This window comes from Vibrio sp. QJM3NY_15, from assembly GCF_057785995.1.
In genome coordinates this window covers 3,205,386-3,227,678 of record NZ_CM173517.1, presented here as the reverse complement: position 1 = coordinate 3,227,678, position 22,293 = coordinate 3,205,386, and the positions used below count along the sequence as shown (strand labels likewise).

General features: G+C 43.3%; 22 protein-coding genes. 13 read left to right on the top strand and 9 right to left on the bottom strand.

Annotated features, from left to right (window positions below):
• Position 1: 1 nt before the first annotated feature.
• The 7 genes from mlaE to AC3CKG_RS14415 all read left to right on the top strand — a co-directional run bounded on the left by mlaE (position 2) and on the right by AC3CKG_RS14415 (position 4,665).
• Positions 2–781 carry a lipid asymmetry maintenance ABC transporter permease subunit MlaE gene (gene mlaE, locus AC3CKG_RS14445; RefSeq protein ID WP_020477255.1) on the top strand — a complete coding sequence of 260 codons (780 nt, stop codon included), beginning with the start codon at positions 2–4 and terminating at the stop codon, positions 779–781.
• Positions 782–783: 2 nt separating this feature from the next.
• Complete coding sequence (gene mlaD / locus AC3CKG_RS14440) at positions 784–1,275, top strand: outer membrane lipid asymmetry maintenance protein MlaD (protein ID WP_065104177.1); 492 nt, start codon at positions 784–786, stop codon at positions 1,273–1,275.
• Positions 1,276–1,336: 61 nt separating this feature from the next.
• Positions 1,337–1,939 (top strand): ABC transporter substrate-binding protein, encoded by a 603-nt coding sequence (locus AC3CKG_RS14435; protein WP_488529250.1) that lies wholly within the window; start codon positions 1,337–1,339, stop codon positions 1,937–1,939.
• Positions 1,939–2,247: an STAS domain-containing protein gene (locus AC3CKG_RS14430; RefSeq protein ID WP_004735315.1), complete on the top strand. Its 309-nt coding sequence runs from the start codon at positions 1,939–1,941 to the stop codon at positions 2,245–2,247. The genes AC3CKG_RS14435 and AC3CKG_RS14430 overlap by 1 nt, the downstream gene beginning before the upstream one ends.
• A gap of 13 nt (positions 2,248–2,260) precedes the next feature.
• Positions 2,261–2,515 carry a BolA family iron metabolism protein IbaG gene (gene ibaG, locus AC3CKG_RS14425; protein WP_004735316.1) on the top strand — a complete coding sequence of 85 codons (255 nt, stop codon included), beginning with the start codon at positions 2,261–2,263 and terminating at the stop codon, positions 2,513–2,515.
• Positions 2,516–2,523: 8 nt separating this feature from the next.
• Positions 2,524–3,789 (top strand): UDP-N-acetylglucosamine 1-carboxyvinyltransferase, encoded by a 1,266-nt coding sequence (gene murA, locus AC3CKG_RS14420; protein WP_029223045.1) that lies wholly within the window; start codon positions 2,524–2,526, stop codon positions 3,787–3,789.
• Positions 3,790–3,939: 150 nt separating this feature from the next.
• A complete protein-coding gene (locus tag AC3CKG_RS14415; RefSeq protein WP_004735318.1) occupies positions 3,940–4,665 on the top strand; it encodes a 1-acylglycerol-3-phosphate O-acyltransferase in 726 nt (241 codons plus the stop codon).
• A gap of 124 nt (positions 4,666–4,789) precedes the next feature.
• Here the strand turns inward: AC3CKG_RS14415 and AC3CKG_RS14410 are convergent, their stop codons facing one another.
• From AC3CKG_RS14410 to arcA, 5 genes are all read right to left on the bottom strand, one after another.
• A complete protein-coding gene (locus AC3CKG_RS14410) occupies positions 4,790–5,179 on the bottom strand; it encodes a RidA family protein (protein WP_004735319.1) in 390 nt (129 codons plus the stop codon).
• Between the two features lie 135 nt (positions 5,180–5,314).
• Positions 5,315–5,776, bottom strand: a complete 462-nt coding sequence (pyrI, locus tag AC3CKG_RS14405) for an aspartate carbamoyltransferase regulatory subunit (protein WP_004735320.1) — start codon at positions 5,774–5,776, stop codon at positions 5,315–5,317.
• A gap of 12 nt (positions 5,777–5,788) precedes the next feature.
• Positions 5,789–6,718, bottom strand: coding sequence for an aspartate carbamoyltransferase (pyrB, locus tag AC3CKG_RS14400; RefSeq protein ID WP_004735321.1), 930 nt, complete (start codon positions 6,716–6,718; stop codon positions 5,789–5,791).
• Positions 6,719–6,983: 265 nt separating this feature from the next.
• Positions 6,984–7,988, bottom strand: coding sequence for an ornithine carbamoyltransferase (locus tag AC3CKG_RS14395; RefSeq protein WP_488528512.1), 1,005 nt, complete (start codon positions 7,986–7,988; stop codon positions 6,984–6,986).
• A gap of 155 nt (positions 7,989–8,143) precedes the next feature.
• Complete coding sequence (gene arcA / locus AC3CKG_RS14390) at positions 8,144–9,364, bottom strand: arginine deiminase (protein ID WP_102340107.1); 1,221 nt, start codon at positions 9,362–9,364, stop codon at positions 8,144–8,146.
• 577 nt (positions 9,365–9,941) lie between these two features.
• Between arcA and rraB the strand changes: the two genes are divergently transcribed.
• Both rraB and AC3CKG_RS14380 read left to right on the top strand, forming a co-directional pair.
• The gene (gene rraB / locus AC3CKG_RS14385) at positions 9,942–10,358 is read left to right on the top strand and encodes a ribonuclease E inhibitor RraB (RefSeq protein WP_004735324.1); all 417 of its coding nucleotides are present in this window, start codon (positions 9,942–9,944) and stop codon (positions 10,356–10,358) included.
• Between the two features lie 124 nt (positions 10,359–10,482).
• The gene (locus AC3CKG_RS14380) at positions 10,483–11,280 is read left to right on the top strand and encodes a glycosyl hydrolase 2 galactose-binding domain-containing protein (RefSeq protein WP_488528511.1); all 798 of its coding nucleotides are present in this window, start codon (positions 10,483–10,485) and stop codon (positions 11,278–11,280) included.
• Between the two features lie 94 nt (positions 11,281–11,374).
• Here AC3CKG_RS14380 and AC3CKG_RS14375 read toward each other — a convergent pair whose 3' ends face one another.
• On the bottom strand, positions 11,375–12,280 hold the full coding sequence (locus tag AC3CKG_RS14375) for a bifunctional helix-turn-helix transcriptional regulator/GNAT family N-acetyltransferase (RefSeq protein ID WP_488528510.1): 906 nt from the start codon (positions 12,278–12,280) through the stop codon (positions 11,375–11,377).
• Between the two features lie 239 nt (positions 12,281–12,519).
• Here AC3CKG_RS14375 and AC3CKG_RS14370 point away from each other — a divergent pair, with 239 nt between their 5' ends.
• Positions 12,520–13,692: a YjgN family protein gene (locus AC3CKG_RS14370; protein WP_102340104.1), complete on the top strand. Its 1,173-nt coding sequence runs from the start codon at positions 12,520–12,522 to the stop codon at positions 13,690–13,692.
• A complete protein-coding gene (locus tag AC3CKG_RS14365; protein ID WP_488528509.1) occupies positions 13,693–14,700 on the top strand; it encodes a M48 family metallopeptidase in 1,008 nt (335 codons plus the stop codon).
• 147 nt (positions 14,701–14,847) lie between these two features.
• Here AC3CKG_RS14365 and AC3CKG_RS14360 read toward each other — a convergent pair whose 3' ends face one another.
• The 3 genes from AC3CKG_RS14360 to pepA all read right to left on the bottom strand — a co-directional run bounded on the left by AC3CKG_RS14360 (position 14,848) and on the right by pepA (position 19,893).
• On the bottom strand, positions 14,848–17,721 hold the full coding sequence (locus AC3CKG_RS14360) for a valine--tRNA ligase (RefSeq protein WP_488528508.1): 2,874 nt from the start codon (positions 17,719–17,721) through the stop codon (positions 14,848–14,850).
• A 102-nt stretch (positions 17,722–17,823) separates the two neighbouring features.
• Entirely contained in the window at positions 17,824–18,273 is a 450-nt protein-coding gene (locus AC3CKG_RS14355; RefSeq protein ID WP_102384439.1) for a DNA polymerase III subunit chi, read from the bottom strand.
• A 99-nt stretch (positions 18,274–18,372) separates the two neighbouring features.
• A complete protein-coding gene (gene pepA, locus AC3CKG_RS14350) occupies positions 18,373–19,893 on the bottom strand; it encodes a leucyl aminopeptidase (RefSeq protein ID WP_488528507.1) in 1,521 nt (506 codons plus the stop codon).
• Between the two features lie 192 nt (positions 19,894–20,085).
• Here pepA and lptF point away from each other — a divergent pair, with 192 nt between their 5' ends.
• Together lptF and lptG are read left to right on the top strand one after the other, a co-directional pair.
• Positions 20,086–21,186: an LPS export ABC transporter permease LptF gene (gene lptF, locus AC3CKG_RS14345; protein ID WP_004735336.1), complete on the top strand. Its 1,101-nt coding sequence runs from the start codon at positions 20,086–20,088 to the stop codon at positions 21,184–21,186.
• 3 nt (positions 21,187–21,189) lie between these two features.
• Entirely contained in the window at positions 21,190–22,260 is a 1,071-nt protein-coding gene (lptG, locus tag AC3CKG_RS14340; RefSeq protein WP_017110558.1) for an LPS export ABC transporter permease LptG, read from the top strand.
• Positions 22,261–22,293 lie beyond the last annotated feature (33 nt).

The following is a 22,293-nucleotide window of genomic DNA, read 5'->3' as shown; positions in this document are numbered from 1 at the left end:
TATGATTGCGAAAACTATTGCGGGTGTCGGCAAACGAACACTTGCGATCTGTGAGTCATTTGGTCGAGCAAGCCTGATGTTATTTGGCGCTTTGTTTGGCGTCCCGAGACTAAAAAACTTCCCTTTACTAGTTAAACAACTTTATAGCGTTGGCGTTCAGTCATTAGCTATTATTTTGGTTTCGGGTCTATTTATTGGCATGGTACTTAGCCTACAGGGTTATGTCGTATTAATTGATTACGGTGCTGAAGGTAACCTTGGGCAGATGGTCGCGCTGTCGTTGCTACGTGAACTAGGCCCAGTGGTAACAGCGCTTTTATTTGCTGGGCGTGCTGGTTCTGCGTTAACGGCTGAAATTGGCTTAATGAAAGCGACGGAGCAGATCTCTAGCCTTGAAATGATGGCGGTCGATCCTCTTAAACGCATTATTGCCCCCCGACTTTGGGCCGGGCTTATCTCAATGCCTTTGCTTGCTATGATCTTTATGGCGGTAGGTATCTGGGGCGGCCAACTAGTGGGTGTTGATTGGAAAGGCATCGACCACGGTAGCTTTTGGTCTGCGATGCAATCTTCTGTTGAGCTGGGTCGAGATATTGGCAACAGCATGATCAAATGTATGGTCTTCGCTATCACCGTAACGTGGATCGCGCTTTTCAATGGTTATGATGCAGTACCGACCTCTGAAGGTATTAGTCAAGCAACCACACGCACTGTAGTGCACTCTTCTCTAGCGGTATTAGGGCTAGATTTTGTTCTTACCGCATTGATGTTTGGGAATTAATCATGCAACAAACTCGAAAATTAGAATTATGGGTCGGCACCTTTGTTATTGCCGGAATTTGCGCAATCTTAATCATGATTTTTCAAGTCGCTGACGTAAAAGGTCTCGGTTCAAATCATACTTACAACTTAAAAGCGACCTTTGACAACATTGGTAGCCTAAAAGTTCGCTCACCGGTGAAGGTGGGTGGCGTGGTTGTTGGCCGAGTTCAGAGCATTCAGCTTGATACTGAAAGCTATCTCCCTGTGGTTGAACTGTCTATTGATGCGAAGTACTCACAATTTCCTGATACCTCTAGTGCTCAAATCTTAACGTCTGGTTTAATTGGTGAGCAATACATCAGTCTTGTTCCTGGCTTCATTTTCGAAGATGAAGAGATGTTGGTCGATGGTGACTCGATTGAAGACACCAAATCAGCATTAGTGCTCGAAGATTTAATAGGCCAAGTGCTGTATAGCGTTGGCGGTTCTGATGATAATGAAGCTAAGGAGTAGTCTCATGTTAAAGACGAATAGCCTATTGAAAAAATGGTTTATAACAGCGGTTGCTTTGCTGATGTCGACTCAAGTTCTTGCTGAAGAATCGATTGATCGCACTCAGCCTTATCAGATGATGACTCAAGTAGCCGAAGTGTCTTTTGAACGCCTGAAGAACGAACAAGAGAACATCCACAATGATCCTGAATTATTGAAGGTTATTGTAGAAGAAGAGTTGATGCCTTATGTGAACGCTCAATATGCAGCACTTAAGTTGTTAGGGCCAAACCTAAAAGGTGCGGATAGAAAAGATGTGCGTGTATTTATCGATTCATTCCGTAAGTACCTCGTTTCTTCTTATGCTCAAGTACTGACGCAGTACACGGATCAGACGATTCAATTTGGTCCAGAACCAAGAATCAAAGCAGATAGCCGTATTACGAGTATAAAGGTCGATATCATTGATTCGCCGCGACCAAACATTAAGCTTGAATTTAAGTTACGCAAAGACAAGAAGTCAGGCGAATGGAAGGCGTTCGATATGGTTGCGGAAGGTATTAGTCTATTATCAAGCAAGCAGTCAGAGTGGAATACGAAAATTCGTCAAGAAGGCATCTTACAAGTTGCTGACGAACTAGAGAAATTGGCAGCGCAGCCCATTCGTTTTGAGAGCAACAAATAATGAGCCATTCTCAATGGCAAGCACTAAGCTCTAAAGAGTATCAGCTGCTCGGTGATATCGACCGAGACAGCGTTCCTGCAATCTGGCGAATATTGGAAAAGTGGCAAACAACGGAATCGAGCGTTGAAATTGACCTTAGCCATATAAATCGAGTCGATTCAGCAGGAATGGTGATGCTAATTCACTTATTAGAGCATGCAAAAAATCAAAACTGTCATATAATGCTCAGTTTCGTGCCAGAACAATTACGAACGTTGTTCCAATTGAGCAATATCCAGCCAATGATGGCAGAACACATAAAAAATTAGGCAGGAGCTATTTGTGGACAGCACAAAAGTACAAGAATTATTAGCAGCGGCACTGAACCTTCAGGAGATTTTCGTGAAGGGTGAAGGCAGTCATTACGAAGTTGTTGCGGTTGATGCATGTTTTGACGGCATGAATCGAGTTAAGAAGCAGCAACTAATCTACGGCCCACTAATGGAATACATTCAACGCAATGACATCCATGCTCTTTCTATTAAGGCGTTTACGCCAGAAGAGTGGGAACGTGATAAGAAACTGATGTCACTTTAAGGTTTATGATGGAAAAGTTTCGAGTTATTGGATCGGATAAGCCGCTAAGCGGTGAAGTGACGATCTCAGGCGCAAAAAATGCAGCGCTACCTATCTTATTTGCTTCAATTCTTGCTGAAGAGCCAGTGGAAGTAAGTAACGTTCCTCACCTACGTGACATCGATACTACGATGGAACTACTAAAGCGTTTAGGCGCAAAAGTATCACGTAACGGTAGTGTTCATGTTGATGGCAGCGAAATTAATGAATTTTGTGCGCCTTATGATTTAGTAAAAACAATGCGTGCTTCTATCTGGGCTTTGGGTCCTCTAGTTGCTCGTTTTGGTGAAGGCCAAGTGTCACTTCCTGGTGGTTGTGCGATTGGTGCCAGACCTGTTGATTTACATATCCATGGCCTAGAGCAACTAGGTGCGACTATTGTATTAGAAGATGGTTATGTGAAAGCAAGTGTTGATGGCCGTCTGAAAGGCGCGCACATCGTGATGGATAAAGTAAGTGTGGGTGCCACCATTACTATCATGTGTGCAGCAACACTGGCTGAAGGTACAACTGTATTAGACAACTCAGCGCGCGAGCCTGAGATTGTTGATACGGCTGATTTCCTAAACAAACTGGGTGCTAAGATTTCTGGTGCAGGTACAGATACGATCACTATCGAAGGCGTTGAGCGTCTTGGTGGTGGCCAACACTCTGTGGTTGCTGACCGTATTGAAACCGGTACTTTCTTGGTTGCTGCGGCAGTGTCTGGCGGTAAAGTCGTTTGTCGTAACACTAACGCTCATCTTCTTGAAGCTGCATTAGCGAAGCTTGAAGAAGCGGGTGCGAAGGTTGAAACAGGCGAAGACTGGATCAGCCTTGATATGACAGATCGTGAGCTGAAAGCGGTGAAAATCGTAACAGCACCTCACCCAGGTTTCCCAACCGACATGCAAGCACAATTTACTCTGCTTAACATGATGGCGAAGGGCAGTGGTGTTATCACTGAGACTATCTTTGAAAACCGCTTTATGCACATCCCTGAGTTACAGCGAATGGGCGCAAAAGCGGAAATAGAAGGCAACACGGCTATTTGTGGTGAAACCAAAAAATTGAGCGGCGCTCAAGTAATGGCAACGGACCTTCGCGCATCTGCGAGTCTTGTTATTGCTGGCTGTATTGCTCAAGGTGAAACCATTGTTGACCGTATTTATCACATCGATCGTGGCTACGATAAGATTGAAGATAAATTGTCAGCCTTAGGCGCAAACATTACACGGTTTAGCGAGTCGAACTAACTTAGGTTAGTGAGTTCATGAATCAGTAAGATGAAAACAGAAAAGTCGGAACCTTGGTTTCGGCTTTTTTATAGTTGTATTTACCGCCAGTGAATCTGTTGCCTATTTTGTGCAAATAGATGAATCAACTTGGCGGTTGTGAGGAACAAAATGATAGCAATATTACGTATTTTCGCAGTGGCGATATTTGCGATTCTTATGTTTGTATTTGGGTGTGGTTACTGTCTACTAAGCCCACGCAACCCGAAACACGTATTTACCTTTGGTCGTTATTTCGGTCGCATGTCGAAAATCTTTGGTATGAAGTTAGAGCTTCGTATCCCGGAAGATGCTTACTCTCGTGGCCAACATGTTTACGTTGCAAACCACCAAAATAGCTGGGATCTATTCACGATTTCATCAGCGGTAACACCTAAGGTTGTGACTGTTGGTAAGAAGAGCCTAGCGTGGATGCCTCTTTTTGGTCAGCTGTACTGGTTGACGGGTAATATCCTAATTGACCGAGCTAACCGCAGCAAAGCGGTAGGTACTATCGATCAAGTGGTTACTAGCCTTAAAGAGAGTGATGTTTCAGTATGGATGTTCCCTGAGGGGACTCGTTCTCGTGGTCGTGGTTTGTTGCCATTCAAAACGGGTGCTTTCCATGCTGCGATTGGCGCTGGCTTACCTATTATCCCTATCGTGTGTAGCTCAACAGGTGGCGTGAAGCTGAACCGTTGGAACAATGGTCATGTGATTGTTGAAATGCTGCCACCAATCAGCACTGAAGATTACGATAAGTCTAATGTTCGTCAACTGGCTAACCTAGCTCGTGAGCAGATGGCTGCGAAGCTTGAAGAGTTAGACAAAGAAGTGGTTGAGCTTAATAAGAAGTAATCATCTAAGCGAAACGATGAGCAATAAAAAAGGTTGCCAATTGGGCAACCTTTTTTGTATCTGATAAACGCTCAGCATTATGCCAACTTGTTTACTAGAAACCGTTTATTCTAGATATTAATACCTATTTGCGAACCGCAATAGCTTCGATCTCGATACCTACATCTTTTGGCAGACGCGCTACTTCAACACATGAACGTGCAGGGTAGTTTGCAACACCGTGCTCATCAAAGAACTTACCGTAAACTTCATTTACTGTGCCGAAGTCGTTTAGGTCTTTAACGAATACCGTTAGTTTTACGATGTCTTTTACAGTCAGGCCTGAAGCTTCAACAACTGCTTGAACGTTGTCTAGAGATTGGCGAGCTTGCTCTGCGATATCAGCAGATACTTCACCAGTTGCTGGGTTTACTGGGATTTGACCAGAAGTCAGAACCATGTTGCCAAGGTCAACACCTTGTACGTATGGGCCGATTGCAGCTGGAGCAGATTCTGTGTGAAGTACTTTAGTCATTGGTTATTCCATCAGTTATTGGATAAAAAGCGATTTTTAGTGTGCCTTCAAACTTAGGATAGGTAAAGAGCAAAATACCCCGCACAGGCGAGGTATTGAATAGTTTTTGCGTTCGATCGGCGTTGCCGTATGACGTTATCTTTCTGTCACGATCTCACGAGAGAAGACTTTTTCGCAGTATTTACACTTCAATCGAATATCTTCTTTCTTTTCAAAGATTTTAAAGCTGCTTTCAACGGGTTCATTGTGAGTAATACAATTGGTATTTGGACACTCGAACACATCGTTGATTTGCTCAGGAAGTTCTAGTGGTAGCTTCTTAACCACTTCGTAATCTTCGATTTGGTTTACGGTCGCGTGAGGCGCGTAAAGTGCTAACTTGCTCGCCTGTTCTTCAGTGATAAACACATTCTCTATCTTGAGTAAGTCTTTACCGCCTAGAGCAGAGGATGGCAGGTTTAGGCCAATCGTTACTCGCTGATTAGAGTTATGCATGTCGAACAGTTTGAGTACCTTGATCCCGATGTTAGCTGGGATATGGTCGATAACCGTTCCGTTCTTGATTGCTTCAACTTTTAATTGAGTCTCTTTAGACATGATATCTCTCCTCTACAGCGTTTCGTTAAGAACAAGGGCTAGCAATGCTTCACGCGCGTAAACACCGTTCTCAGCTTGCTGGAAGTAGTAAGCGTAAGGTGTTTTATCGACATCGACAGTAATTTCATCAACACGAGGAAGAGGGTGAAGAACCTTTAGGTTATCACGTGCATTTTCCAACATCGGAGCCGTCAGGATGTACGCTGATTTGATGTGCGCGTATTCCGATTCATCAAAACGTTCTTTTTGAACTCGAGTCATGTACAGAACATCCAGCTCAGGAATCACATCTTCCATGTCTGTCAGCAGTTGGTACTTAATACCCGCTTCATCAAGTTCTTCACAAATGTAGTCAGGCATCGCCAGTGCTTCTGGAGCCACGAAGTAGAAACAGATGTTGTCGAATTTAGCTAGTGCTTGAGTTAGCGAGTGAACCGTACGGCCGTACTTAAGGTCACCAACGAATGCAACGTTAAGGTTGTCGAGGCGGCCTTGAGTTTCGGCGATAGAGAACAGGTCTAATAGCGTTTGTGTTGGGTGTTGGTTTGCGCCGTCGCCCGCGTTAATCACAGGTACACCGTTAGAGAACTCAGAAGCCAGACGCGCGGCGCCTTCTTGAGGGTGGCGCATTACGTAAGCATCAACGTATGAAGAGATAACCTGTACTGAGTCTGCTAGCGTTTCGCCTTTCTTCGCCAGTGACGTGTTACCACCGCTATCGAAACCAATCACATCACCACCGATGCGCTGAATAGCCGTTTCAAAAGAGAGACGAGTTCGTGTTGAAGGTTCGAAGAAGCAGCTGGCAACAACTTTGTTCTTGATGAGTTCTGGGTTTGGTTCAGCTTTAAGTTGACCTGCCGTTTGAACAATTAATTCTAGCTCTTCACGAGAAAGCTCTGGAATTGAGATGATGTGCTTTTGATAGAGCGAATTCGCCATGATCTTCTTCCCCACAATAATGTATTGGCCATAAAAAAGCCCCCCATAATGGGAGGCTTTAAAAAAGTGCTGAAAAGCAGAATAGACGGCCTGGCAAGCATGCTAGCTTGCGAGCAATATTTGGTGTTTTCACAATTTTATTATGTTTTATCACAACATTGCTTGGCGTCATTTTCACTACTCTCAGACAAATTGCCGAGAATTATACGCTTTCAATTTGTGAGCGCAAGCGATTACATCAAGCTTTGTTTACTTTCATTATTCTCTATTGGCCAAGTGTCGCGACCATTACTGCTTTGATGGTGTGCATGCGATTCTCTGCTTCATCAAATACAATTGAGTAGTCGGACTCAAATACTTCGTCTGTTACTTCCAAACCGTTCATTCCATATTTATCTGCGACTTGCTGGCCGATCACGGTTTCATTGTTGTGGAAAGCTGGCAGGCAATGCATGAACTTCACTTGAGGGTTACCTGTAAGCTTTATGACATCCATATTCACTTGGTAAGGCGTCATTATAGCCACACGTTCGTCCCAAGCTTCGGGCGCTTCACCCATAGAAACCCAAACATCGGTGTAAAGGAAATCACAGCCTTTCACGCCTTCGGCAACGTCTTCTGTCAGCGTGATTTTCGCACCGGTAGTTTGCGCAATAGCTTGGCACTCTTCGACAAGCTGTTCTTCCGGCCAGAACGCTTTAGGCGCGACAAGGCGAATATCCATACCCATTTTAGCTGCACCCACTAACAGAGAATTACCCATGTTATTACGTGCATCGCCTAGGTAAGCAAAACTGATTTGATGCAGATGTTTACCGCGACCATGTTCGATCATTGTAAGGAAATCAGCCAAGATCTGAGTTGGATGGAACTCATCGGTTAGACCATTCCAAACTGGTACACCCGCATAAGCGCCAAGATCTTCGACGATGCTCTGGCCAAAACCACGGTATTCAATACCATCGTACATACGACCTAATACACGCGCGGTATCTTTCATTGATTCTTTCTGACCAATCTGAGAACCAGAAGGGCCTAAATAAGAGACCTGAGCTCCTTGATCAAAAGCAGCTACCTCAAAGGCACATCGAGTTCGAGTTGATGCTTTTTCAAAGATCAAAGCGATGTTTTTACCGTTAAGCTTTTTCTGCTCTGTACCTGCATACTTAGCCTTTTTAAGGTCAGCAGACAGGTCGAGTAAAAACTGAATCTCTTTAGGAGTAAAGTCGAGAAGTTTTAGAAAGTTACGATTGCGAAGATTAAATGCCATCTCTCGCTCCTTGGGTATATAGAATCAATGAAGAACTTAGTTAAACATAAAAATGCTATATTTGTGAATATTTATTTTATTAATTTGATAAAAAAGGCCAGTACAATGGTACTGGCCTAGATAAGTTATGTGTTCGCTTTACTGAACTACTTGAGTTAAATACCGTCTCTTTCTATAGGACAGCTCATGCAACGAGCGCCACCACGACCGCGACCCAGTTCATTGCCTGGAATTGTCAGAACTTCGATGCCTGCTTTGTCGTATTTCTCATTGGTGTAAACATTACGCTCATAACCGATAACCGTACCCGGTTTCACCGTCAGTACGTTGTTAGCGTCATTCCACTGTTCACGTTCAGCTTCGTAGTTATCACCACCAGTTGTGATGATCTTCAGTTGATCGATGTCCAGTGCACCTTCAATCGCTGTTAGGTAGTTTTCAGCTTTCTCTACTCGCATTTCGCCATTTTCTTTCGGCGTTAAGCGCCAAGTATCTAGGTCTTTACGAACGATCTCTGGATAGACTGAGAATGTGTCGATATCCATGTGTGTCATGACCGTATCAAGGTGCATACAAGAGCGGTGCTTCGGTAAATCAATCGCAATCACTTCTTTAGCTTGACCGGACTTGAATAAACTCGCAGCTAGGTTTTCGACACCTTGTGGTTTAGTGCGCTCTGAAATACCGATAAGAACAGCGCCTTTACCGATAACCAGTACATCTCCACCTTCAATATTGGCGTTGTCGTAATGAAGATCTTCATCACCGAAGTACTTAATGAAATCTTGTCCTGCGAATACAGGGTGCCAGCGATATATTGCTCGCAAGTGATTCGTTTCTCGTTGACGAGCAGGCATCATCATCGGGTTAAGAGAGACACCGCCATAAACCCAGCAAGAAGTATCGCGGGTAAATAGATGGTTAGGTAGCGGCTCAATAACGAAATCAAGTGGGCGGTGCATCTTCGGTAGCATTGAAGAAGATTTAATAGGAAGCTCAGAGTAGGCTAAACCACCAAGTAGGATCGTAGCCAAGTGCTCATTGTCCATTTGAGCAAGGTACTCTCTTAAATCACGTGCGAATGTAGGGCCGTAACGGAAATCAGAGATTTGAGTATTAAGCAGCCACTCACGAGCTTGTGCTACAGCGAGTGTCTCAACCAGTAGGTCATGCAGTAATAACACTTCAACGTCTTGGTTACGAAGTGTTGTCGCAAAGGCATCGTGTTCTTCACCTGCTGCTTCTACTGCAAGCACATCATCAAAGAGTAGCTCATGACAGTTAGAAGGGGTGAGGTGGGTGAGTGCCCTTTCAGGCCTATTTAGGAGAACTCGTCTTAATTGACCGACTTCGGAGCCAACGTACAGCTTACTCATTTTGCATCCTTACTATTAATCCAGCGTCTATTTATGACAAGCTTGTTCGTAATATGCAAGTTTTGAAACTTGTGTAAAGGTTATGTTATTTTGATATTTTTGGTTTTAAATGCTGAGTTGTATGGGATTGTTAATATTAAAATCCAACCGAAAGGCTGAGTTCTGGAACAAACTTTTTGCGGATCTATGCTCCAATTTCAGTGATTTGATAATCCACTTTGCTTGGTGAACGTGATTTTTCATTCAAAATTTATGCAGTTACTTACTTATAAGTGAGGTTTTATGCATCGATGAAGTGATCGGCAGTATGCATCTGATATGATTAACCACTCAATTTTGAAGGAGTCAGGCTAAAAGTAACAATAAAAATGAAATGCTAAAACACACGATGGTTAAAAATATGTTGAAAATTTGTTTCTGTGATTTTGATTTCACTTTTTAATTGATATCCCTTCTGTTATCTAGCGATAAACTTACTCTTCTACACCTGATCTAGGTGGCTTTTCTAGGCGATCCGTGCCATATTTCGTGGCAATCAAATTTGATCTTTTCATAGTCAACACTCTGGAGCAGACACATGTCTCACGAAGATGAATATCTATCAGTAGCGGAATTAATTGAATTTCAAAAAGGAGAGACTCGCGACATCATTGAAGCACTAATCGAAGATGGTAGCGATCCTGAAGCTCTATACGATATCGAGCATCACCTATTCGCTGAAGATTTCGCAGTACTTGAGAAAGCCGTTGTTGAAGCATTCAAAATGGGCTTTGAAGTGCTTGAAGCTGAAGAGACAGAAGACGAAGATGGCAACAAGCTACTTTGTTGTGATGCAACGATGCAGTGTACTCTGAACGCAGAAGCGATTGATGAGCAAGTTGAGAAGCTTGTAAATCTTGCAGAGAAGTTTGACATTATCTACGACGGTTGGGGCACTTACTACGAAGGTGAAGATGCTATCTACCCTGACGAAGATGATGAAGACGAAGAGTAATCTCTCCCAGTTTTAAAGAATGCCAGCCTTGAGCTGGCATTTTTTTGTCCTCAGAAAAATAAATGTCTTTATATGCATTCATTCATTATAATGCGGTCAAAATTGATCTAGCTCAAGGAATGACATGCGGCTACCTCTCGATGGTCTTTGGCAAATTTCGCCACTGACGGATCTCTCTATCCCACAAGATGACATTACCTTTCCTGCTCCATTAAGCTCAAAGCTCCCTAATAGCTTGAGTGAAGAGGAAATCGCAGAGCAAGAATGGCACCTGATGCATGACATCGAAGTGGATGATGCCATGTTGGCATGCCCATTTGTTGAACTAGTCGTCGCAGGTGTTGACTACTTTGCAGAAGTGCGACTCAATGGCGTTGCCGTGTTTGACTGTGATGGCAGCGAAGCCGAATCTCGTAAAGACATCCGTCCTTATATGCAGCCTGGTCGAAATCGTTTTGAGATCCTTTTCCTTGAAGAAGAGGAGAGCCTGTTGCTTGAAGAGGATATGGATGACTCTATCCCTTCACAGGTCGTTGCTAAATCAGATTCTCGGATTGGAATCTGGCAAGCTCCATATTTGCAGTTCGTTCGTAACGTCAAGCTTGAGCAAGTCGTCACCGAGCAAATTTGGCATCACGGTGGTGGCTGTGAGTTTAAAGTAGATGTTATCTATCAAACGCTAAAGCCGGGGTTAATATCGGCATCAATCAAGTTTAATGGTATGACTCTCGTGATGCCGATTGATGTGCGAGCAGAACATACGGGTGTTGTGTTTCAGGTTGAGGCTCCAATGGTATTTAACCTTGAGAAGCCCAATCCTAAGCATTTATATCAGTTAGAAGTGGAACTAGATGGGCAAAAAGAGAGTTCTTTCGTAGCCTTGAATCCAGCCTCTTGCGTGAGTAACTTTTTGCGTAACTAGCGGTTATTCAATTAGCCCGTTACGTAATGAATCAATTTGCTCACTCGCTTGTCATCTAATGAACTGCCGACGCTAACCCTATTTCAAAAACACATTATAGCGTTTTGGCCATGACAACCTCACAAGCGTCATGGCCTGTTTCTCCCCAAGCTGAATCAAGGTGTTCAAAGCCCAATTTTTCGTAAAGTTTAACGGCGGCATTAAGGCATTCGGTTGTTTCTAGGTACATATGTTGATAACCCAGTTCCTTAGCTTTCTCCACCGACATATTAACCAACTTCTTCGCTAAGCCTTTGCCTCTGGTTTCTGGCAAGAAGTACATCTTTTGCAGTTCACAGACTTCTGGCATACCTGCTAATGGTGCAAATCCACCACCACCGACAACCTTTCCATCAAGTTCAATCACCCAATACTGAGATCTTTCATTGTTATAAACACTGAACATGTCTTCTAAGGTGGGATCAGCAACACCATAGCCTTTATCTTCAGTTAGCCCGTTCTCATAAGAGACTTGGCGAATCACATTGGCCACTACGGTGTTGTCTTCCTGTAGTAGGGGGCGAACCACCACATCGATTGAAGCGTGGCTTTGTTGCAGTGCTTTAAGGTAGTGCTCGATTCCCCCCGAAACTTGTTGAGTTTCCGCTTCCGTTAAACGCTCAAGCACCGAGTTATAAAATTGATTTTGTTGATTGTGAAGTTTGGCAAGAGTGTTTTTCCCTTGCTCTGTTACTGAAGCTACAACACTGCGCTTATCGTTGGGGTGTGGTGAGGTTTGAATTAACGAGTTCTTCGCTAGATTGTTGACTGCTCTACTGGCGTTGGACTTATCAATATTGAGCTTATCCGCTAATTGATTCACGGTTAATGGCTGCTGTTCTAGTTCAATAAGTGTATGAGCTTGAATCGGAGGTAGGGCAATATCACCACAATCTTTGTCGAGCATTCCAAGCTGTCGAACGAGCTGACGTGATAATTCTCTAAGTTGTGCTGAAGTCATGTTGCCTCTCAATATGGTTGCGATATACAACTATGATTTAAATGCGCATCGCAACTATGTCAATGGGGTTATTATAGGAAGGGAGAATAAATTAGAGTTCAAAGGGTTAATGTTGATAGTTCGCTCTCTTTTTATATTAATTATCAATTGATCAGAATGATGTGTTTCTATATTTTTACGTTGTTGATGTGCACGCAGATGTACATGGTTGTTTTTAAAGCGTCAAATGGAATAGAGAAATGGAAACAAAACAGTTAGAAACTAGGGTGAATTTTAAGGGAAAGGGTAACGAATATTTTGGTATTTGGATCGTTAACATCCTTTTATCCGTCATCACATTGGGTATTTACTCGGCTTGGGCAAAAGTTCGAAATAAACGTTACTTTTATGGGAATACATTTATTGGCAGTGATAGCTTTGAATATCATGGTAAGCCTATACAAATATTGAAAGGGCGAATCATTGCGTTGATTTGTGTAGTCGCTTGGGGAGTCAGTAATCAATTTGCTCCTCAGGTTGCATTGGTTTTATTACTGGCTTTCTTTGCATTGTTACCATTGTTATCTCGCAGTAATGCTCGTTTTGATTCTGCAATGACAAGCTTTCGAAATGTTCACTTCTCTTTCCACGGTACTGTTTCTGGAGCCTACTGGGCAATTCTTGGGCGCGGTCTTGTTGTGGGTGTCGGCGTATTTACGGCAATCATGGCAATAATATTTACTATGAAAATGAATATGATTGCTGGTGGCATCGCCATTTTAATATCCATACCTTCTTATGTTTATTTACAATCCTGGCTACTTGCTGGTATCGCCAATTATTTTTCTAATGGTTATCGCTATGGCGATCGTCAGTTTAAAGCTGATTACCAAGATGGCTTTTATTTCAAAGTATACTTAACCAGTATGATTGTATGGCTGGTTGTCTCTATTGTTGCCGTCTTGGCTCTCTTCAGTGCCGTTGGCTTTAACATGATCAACAACCCTGAGTCGTTATCCGAAATCGCTAACAACGGAAGTTTGACTTCAATGATAGTTGCTTATTACTTTGTTTTCATTGTTATGAGTATTGCGATTGCTGCTTACATTCAAGTAAAAATTAGAAATTATACTTTCTCTAAATTAGTGCTTGAAGGAAAAGAAAATGAGGCCGATTCAACGTTAAGTTTTGCTTCGACATTAACGATAAAAAGCTACATGCTTTTAGTATTAACTAACTTCTTGCTTCAAGTGATTACCCTCGGGTTAGCTAGACCATGGGTGATGGTAAGAACGATGAACTACTTGTCGGAGAATACGTATGTTCAAGGTGACTTAGATTTACTAGTAGCAAACGACCAACCGTCTGATGTGGAATCGGCTATTTCTGATGAAATAGCTCAAGCGTTTAATGTTGATCTTGGTATTGGTTAAATGATCTCTGGTGTTGCACACCCGCCTCGTAGTTCTGAACGCTGCGAGGCCATTTTAGATATATCTCACCCTGATAAACTACTCCTGAGTGTGGATGGGGATGGTTCTATTGTTTCTACATATTTTGAACGTGTTGAAATTATGCGAGGCGTTGGATCCGCTCCAACAAAGCTCAAATTCCCAGATGGATGGCAATTTATCACGGAGGCAAGTGATGAATTGGACGCCTATTTGAGAGACAGAGGTAAACATAATTTCTTAGGTAAATTAGAAAAGAACATCACGGCTATCTTAGTTAGTAGTGTTGTTCTTGTGTTACTTACTATTTCTATGTTTACTCATGGGATCCCGTGGTTAACTAATAAAATAGTCACTTATTTGCCTGATTCAGTGCCTAGATTGGTTGAAAAACAGGTTTTAGAGTCTTTAGATGAACAGTTCTTTGAGAGCTCTACTCTGCCGGAAGAACGACAGAATCATATTCGTCAGCGCTTTGAAAAGCAGTTGCAACAAATGAATATTGAGGGCGATGTACAGTTGGTCTTTCGTTCTTCAGAACTTGGCGCCAATGCTTTTGCACTGAGTGCGGGAACAATCATTGTATTAGATGACTTAGTTTGGTTGACTGAGACGAAAGAGCAACTAGACAGTATCTTGTTACATGAATTAGGACATGTTCAACATCAGCATGTAATGAAAGTATTGGTTCGATCCAGTTTGTTATCAGTAACTGTGGCGGCTTTGACTGGTGAAAGCTCTGGGATCATTGATAACCTTACGGGTCTTGGTGTGTTTGTTGCAAATAATGGTCAATCACAAGATGCAGAGCGAGAAGCTGATGCATTTGCTTCCTATTCGATGATCGAGCTGCATGGTTCTAATCAAGCTATGATTGAGATGTTTGAATTGTTAGGAAAAGGTTCTGATGGACATGCTGAACTGCCCACATGGCTCAGCTCTCATCCTGAATTGGGTGAACGGATTGAATCATTGAGGGACGTACATTAGTTGTTTACTAGTGAAGGCTAGTGTTAATGCTTAAGTCATTGTTATATAATGTGAATGTATTAATCAAACAATTAAAACTGAATTTTAGACAATAAAAAGGGCAGATTATTATCTGCCCTTTTTCTTACTTAAAAACTATCGCATGGATTATAAAGCAGCGATTGTCGCTTTTTGCTCTTCTAGCTTAACAAGAGTTTCTTGGTAGCCTTCAAGCTTTTCACGCTCTTTCGCGATAACTGCTTCAGGTGCTTTAGCAACAAAACCTTCGTTACCTAGCTTACCTTCGATACGCTTAATCTCACCGTGAGTTTTCGCTACTTCTTTATCTAGACGAGCAAGCTCAGCATCTTTGTCGATAAGACCCGCCATTGGGATCATCAGCTCAGATTTGCCAACAAGCTTAGTTGCACAAGCTGGAGTCGCTTCGCCGTCTGCTAGAACTTTAATATCGTCTAGCTTAGCTAGAGAAGTAAGAACGATCTTATTTGCTTCGATACGAGCTGCATCTTTCTCATCAGCGACTTTGATCATTACTTCTAAGCCTTGGCTTGGTGCAATGTCGTATTCCGCACGTAGGTTACGGATAGCTGTGATGAAAGTTTTAACCCATTCGATGTCGTCAACGATCTCAGCATTGAAGTTAGCTTCATTAAACTGAGGAAGCGCTTGAGTCATGATGGTCTCGCCTTCAACGCCGTCTACTAGTGGCTTAACGCTTTGCCAGATAGATTCAGTGATGTAAGGAAGAACAGGGTGAGCAAGACGCAGAGTCTTCTCTAGAACCGTGATAAGCGTGTAACGAGTCGCTTGTTGTTGAGCTTCAGTACCCTTCCAAAGAACAGGTTTAGTTAGCTCTAGGTACCAGTCACAGAATTGGTTCCAGATGAATTCGTAAAGCGTGTTTGCTGCCATGTCTAGACGGTAGTTGTCTAGATGAGCGTTAAACTCTTTCGCTGCAACTTCAAACTGAGATTCAATCCACTTGTCTGCTAGAGAGAATCCCATGTTTGCACGGTCTTCTACAGACAGTGACATGCCACAATCGTGCTCTTCTGTGTTCATCAGTACGTAACGGCTTGCGTTCCATAGCTTGTTACAGAAGTTACGGTAACCTTCAAGACGCTTCATGTCCCAGTTGATGTCACGGCCAGTTGAAGCCATAGCAGCAAGAGTGAAACGCAGTGCATCGGTACCGTATGGTTCGATACCATCTTCGAAAGTTTTACGTGTGGCTTTTTCGATCTTAGCAGCCAGTTTAGGTTGCATCATGTTGCCACAACGCTTCTCTACTAGCTCTTCAAGGCCGATGCCGTCAATCATATCGATAGGGTCAAGTACGTTACCTTTCGACTTAGACATCTTGTCGCCGTTTTCATCACGGATAAGGCCCGTCATGTAAACTGTTTTGAAAGGTACTTGAGCCTTGCCATCTTCGTCTTTCACGAAGTGCATAGTCATCATGATCATACGAGCAACCCAGAAGAAGATAATATCAAAACCAGATACTAGTACTTCTGATGGGTGGAATGTTTTCATTGCTTCAGTATCTTCAGGCCAGCCTTGCGTGCCGAAAGTCCAAAGTGCAGAAGAGAACCATGTATCAAGAACGTCGTTGTCTTGCTGAAGAACAATTACCGGTGAAAGGTTGTTCTTTTCACGAACTTCTTCTTCAGTACGACCTACGTAAACTTTACCATCGTTGTCGTACCATGCTGGGATACGGTGGCCCCACCAAAGTTGACGAGAGATACACCAGTCTTGCACGTCACGCATCCACGCGAAGTACATGTTTTCGTACTGCTTAGGTACGAATTGGATCTCACCATTTTCAACGGCTTTAACAGCAGGAGCAGCAAGAGGCGCTGTACGTACGTACCATTGGTCCGTCAGCATTGGTTCGATAACCACGCCACCACGGTCACCGTAAGGAACGGTTAGATCGTGATCTTTGATTTCTTCAAGTAGGCCTAGCTCTTCAAATTCAGCAACCGTTGCACGACGAGCTGCAAAGCGCTCCATGCCTTGGTATTTAGCTGGAAGCTCTGTTGAGTACACATCGCTTTCTTCACCGTTCGTTGTGAAGATTTCTGCCGCATCACGGATATCACCGTTGAACGTTAGGATGTTGATCATTGGTAGGCTATGGCGCTTGCCCACTTCGTAATCGTTAAAGTCATGAGCTGGCGTGATTTTCACACAACCCGTGCCTTTATCCATGTCAGCGTGCTCATCACCAACGATAGGGATAAGACGATTTACGATAGGAAGCAGGATTTCTTTACCGATAAGATCTTTGTAGCGAGGATCTTCAGGGTTAACCGCAACACCGGTATCACCAAGCATGGTTTCAGGACGCGTAGTCGCAACGACAATGTAGTCTTTGCCATCAGCGGTTTTAACACCATTCGCTAGCGGGTAGCGGAAGTGCCACATAAAACCTTTTTTGTCTTTGTTTTCAACTTCAAGATCAGAAATTGCAGTGTGCAGTTTAGGATCCCAGTTTACTAGACGCTTACCACGGTAGATTAGGTCTTCTTCGTATAGACGAACAAATACTTCTTGAGTCGCAGCTGATAGGCCGTCATCCATAGTGAATCGCTCACGATCCCAATCTACAGATGCACCAAGACGACGAAGTTGTTGAGTGATCGTGCCACCTGATTCGCCTTTCCATTCCCAGATCTTGTCGATGAAAGCTTCACGGCCGTAGTCGTGTTTTGTTTTGCCTTCTTCAGCGGCGATCTTACGCTCAACAACCATTTGAGTTGCGATACCAGCGTGGTCAGTACCCACTTGCCAAAGCGTATTTTTGCCTTTCATACGTTGAGCACGGATAAGCGTATCCATGATCGTATCTTGGAACGCGTGACCCATGTGTAGGCTACCAGTGACGTTCGGTGGCGGGATCATGATGCTGTAAGCTTCTTTTGATGTGTCACCGTGTGGCTTAAAGTAGCCTTTCTCTTCCCAAGTCTTATACAGAGCTTGTTCGATTGATGTTGGGTTGTATGTCTTTTCCATAGTGCTCTTAAACGGATACTGTGAATGGTTAATCGTGGTCAAACTTCATAAGTGAAGCTTCTTGAATCTAAATCCAAAGATAGCTTTAACTATGAGGTTTGACTATGGATGTTGAATCTCGATAGTTTGTAGCTGATATCCAGCCTGACGGTAAATTTTATACCTTTCTCGAGCGAGTTGCTTAGGTTTTTCGTCGCAAGGAACGAAGTCTATCACCTGAGCAAAGGCGTTCGCAAAGGTTGTATGATTATCGGCCAGATTTATTACCAATTGGCGGTTCCAATTAGGTTTGACACCTTGATGGCCTATCTCAATATTCGTTGAATATTTTGGACCTTCGCCAACCAAGTTGTGCGCGATAAATTCAGTAGGCTCTACTTGCCAAAAAACTTCAGCGATACGCTCAGCATGATCTTTATCGTTACAGTTGAGATAAAGTTTAGCGCCTTGTTTTGCAAAATGCTGCGCAAGAAACAACACGTAGTGAGCAAAACCCTCTTCACTGGCTTGCGGGCTGTCTGGAGACACAATGTAAAACGTAGCAGTCTGCATATTTAACACTCGAACTGAAAATTGTGGATATCAATGTTACTTGGTTAACAGGCTCTAACAAATAGCGCTTATTAAAAAAGGGCCCGTAGGCCCTTTTCATTATTTTGAAGATTGCTCTTCAGTCTCATGGCCGCTGCGGTTCAATAAGAATTGGACTAGCATTGAGACAGGACGACCTGTCGAGCCTTTCGCTGCACCTGACTTCCACGCGGTACCTGCACTGTCGATGTGAGCCCAGTGGTACTTTTTGGTGAATTTAGACAGGAAACAACCTGCGGTGATAGTACCGCCAGGGCGGCCACCGATGTTTGCCATATCAGCAAACGGGCTGTTTAGCTGCTCATGGTACTCGTCTGCCATAGGTAGACGCCATGCACGGTCACTTGCTTGCTCTGAAGCATTAACAAGTTCATGAGAAAGAGGGTTGTGGTTTGATAGAACGCCACTGATGTGGTGACCTAAAGCAATAACACACGCGCCAGTTAGTGTTGCAACGTCAACAACACAATCCGGTTCAAAACGCTCAACGTAAGTTAGAGCATCACATAGAACCAAGCGACCTTCAGCATCAGTGTTTAGTACTTCAACCGTTTGGCCAGACATTGTCGTTAGAATGTCACCAGGGCGGTAAGCATTGCTACCCGGCATGTTTTCACAGCCAGCAAGAATACCTACAACGTTGATTGGCAAGTTAAGTTTCGCCAATGCTTTCATTGTGCCGAATACAGATGCAGCACCACACATGTCGTACTTCATCTCATCCATGCCTTCACCAGGCTTAAGGGAGATACCGCCTGAATCGAAAGTAAGACCTTTACCGAGTAGAACGATAGGTTTTGCATTTGGGTCAGCAGCACCTTTGTATTCCATGATAGACATCATAGATTCGTTCTTAGAGCCACGGCCTACTGCTAAGTATGAAGTCATACCCAGCTTTTCCATCTCTTCTTCACCGATGATCTTAGTCTTTACTGTCTCATAATCGTCAGCTAAACGACGAGCTTGAGAAGCTAGGTAAGCCGGGTTTGCGATGTTCGGTGGCATGTTGCCAAGATCTTTAGATGCTTTCACACCTGAAGCAATAGCAAGACCATGAGAAATCGCTTTTTCGCCAAGGCTTAGCTCGCGACGAGTTGGCACATTGAATACCAATTTACGCAATGGACGACGAGTCTCTGGTTTGTTGCTCTTAAATTGGTCGAATGTGTAAAGACCATCTTTAGTCGCTTCTACCGCTTGACGAACTTTCCAGTAAGTGTCGCGACCTTTAACGTGAAGTTCTGTAAGGAAACATACTGCTTCCATAGAACCTGTTTCGTTTAGTGTGCTGATGGTTTTTTGGATAATTTCTTTGTATTGACGCTCGCCTAGCTCACGTTCTTTACCACAGCCTACCAGTAGAACACGTTCTGAAAGTACACCAGGTACTTGATGCAGTAGCAGCATCTGGCCAGGTTTACCCTCTAGATCACCGCGACGAAGCAGTGAACTAATGTAGCCATCGCTAATCTTATCTAATTGCTCGGCTACTGGAGAAAGGCGGCGCGGTTCGAATACACCGACAACGATACATGCGCTGCGCTGTTTCTCTGGGCTGCCACTTTTTACACTGAACTCCATGCGTACTCCTACATCCTGAAGACAAATCGAACTAAATGTTAGATAATGGGTTCTTACTTGTTGGATCCTATAATGGAACTAACCTTAAAGAAGAACGCTAACACTTAGCTAAAAATTTAAAAAAATAAAAGGTTCAACGGGAAATTATAGTGATTCAATCAAAAAAACAAGTTTTGTATAGGTAATTTGAGCGTGATTATTGTTAGATATTTGATCCGCGAGACAATCAAGAGCCAATTTGCGATCTTTTTTGTTCTCTTTCTCGTGTTTCTCAGCCAAAAATTCATCAGTGTTTTAGCGGACGCCTCTGATGGTGATATTCCTGCGAGCCTCATATTGTCGATTGTTGGTCTAAATATGCCAGCAATGGGCTTGTTGATGCTTCCACTCAGTATCTATATTGGTATTTTGCTTACTTTTGGCCGTCTTTATGCTGAAAGTGAAATTGTCGTAATGAACGCTACGGGTATTGGTAATAAATTCCTTATCCAATCTGCGCTTTATTTGGCTTTGATTACCGCATCTGTTGCTGCCTTTAACTCATTTTGGTTATCTCCTTGGTCGCAAGACAAAGTTGAGCAAATGTATGAAGAAGTCGCTGCAGAAAATAGCGTTGATTTGCTACCAAAAGGTAAGTTTGAAGGCACGCCGGATGGTTCTTCTGTCGTTTTCATTGATGATATCGACGGTAATAAGTTAGAAAATGTGTTCGTTGCTCAAATGCGCCCACGTGATTCGGTATTGCCTAGTGTGATGTTCTCTAAGTCGGGTGATGTAAAAGAGCTCAGCGATGGTCGCCAAGTGATTGTGATGTACGATGGTACCCGTCATGAAGGAGTTCCAACACGTCTTGATTACATGGTGACGCACTTTGAAGAGTACGAAGGCTTAATTGGTCAGCGTGAGGTTGAGAAAAAAGGTCGAGATTGGGAAGCTATTCCTACGCTCGAACTGATTGGCAATCCAGAAAACAGTGCCAAAGCGGAATTACAGTGGCGAATTTCATTGGTGCTTTGTATTCCATTGTTGACCATGCTTGTTGTGCCACTATCTGCGGTAAATCCTCGACAAGGTCGTTTCGCTAAAATTGGGCCTGCTATTCTAATTTACTTAACCTATTTCTTAGCAATTAGTGCAACCAAATCTTCGATTGAAGAGGGGAGTATCCCTGCGGTAGTCGGCATGTGGCCAATTAATGCGTTATTGTTATTTGTCGCGATTGGTGCAAACTTTATGGATAGTGTGCCAGTAAGGCGTTTGAAAGAAAAATTCAAGAATAAAAGGTTAGCTTAAGCCGTGTTTAAGATTCTCGATTTATATATAGGCAGAACCATCATCGCAACTACGTCACTGGTATTGGTGACGTTTGTTGGTCTCTCTGGAATTATCAAGTACGTAGAGCAACTGAGAAAGGTTGGTCGTGGTACCTATGACCTATTACAAGCGCTGTATTTCGTTCTATTGAGTATCCCTCGCGATATCGAAATGTTCTTTCCAATGGCCGCATTACTTGGTGCATTGATTGGATTGGGTATGCTTGCTGCGAGTTCTGAGCTGGTGGTGATGCAGGCTGCGGGTTTCTCTAAGTTAGATATTGGCCTATCGGTACTCAAAACCGCAATTCCATTAATGATCGTGGTGACTCTTCTTGGTCAATGGGGTGCGCCTCAAGCACAGAAGATGGCTCGTGATCTGAGAACCATATCGATTGCTGGTGGTAACATTATCTCTACTCAAAGTGGGGTATGGGCGCGTGATGCCAATGACTTTATATTCGTTGTCAAAATTGACGATGAAAAGCTATATGGTTTGAACATGTGGCGCTTTGATGAGAATAAGGCACTTAAAACGGCGATATACTCTGAAGAGGTCGATTACGTTGGAGACAACGTTTGGACAATGAACGATGTCGAGATCACGTCGTTCGAAAATGAGATTCAAATTACCAAAGAAAGCCTACCGACATACTCATGGAAGACGTCACTCGCTCCAGATAAGCTTGCGATTGTAACGGTTAAGCCTGAAGAGCTGTCTTTAAGTGGATTGTATGATTATGTTTCCTACCTAAAAGCGTCGGAGCAAGATGCATCACGCTATGAGCTCGCTTTATGGAGAAAGATAACTCAGCCGATCTCGATAGCGGTCATGATGTTGATGGCACTGTCGTTTATCTTTGGTCCATTACGAAGTGTGACTATGGGAGCAAGAATTCTTTCGGGGGTTATTGCAGGTTTCACCTTCTATATATCCAGTGAGTTTTTTGGTCCGGTCAGTTTGGTTTATCAAATACCACCGGCCTTTGGTGCGCTAGCCCCGAGCGTGGTGTTCCTCGGAATAGCCATAATGCTCTTGAGGCGGAAACTGTAAATAGAAAAAGGAAGGCATAACGCCTTCCTTTTT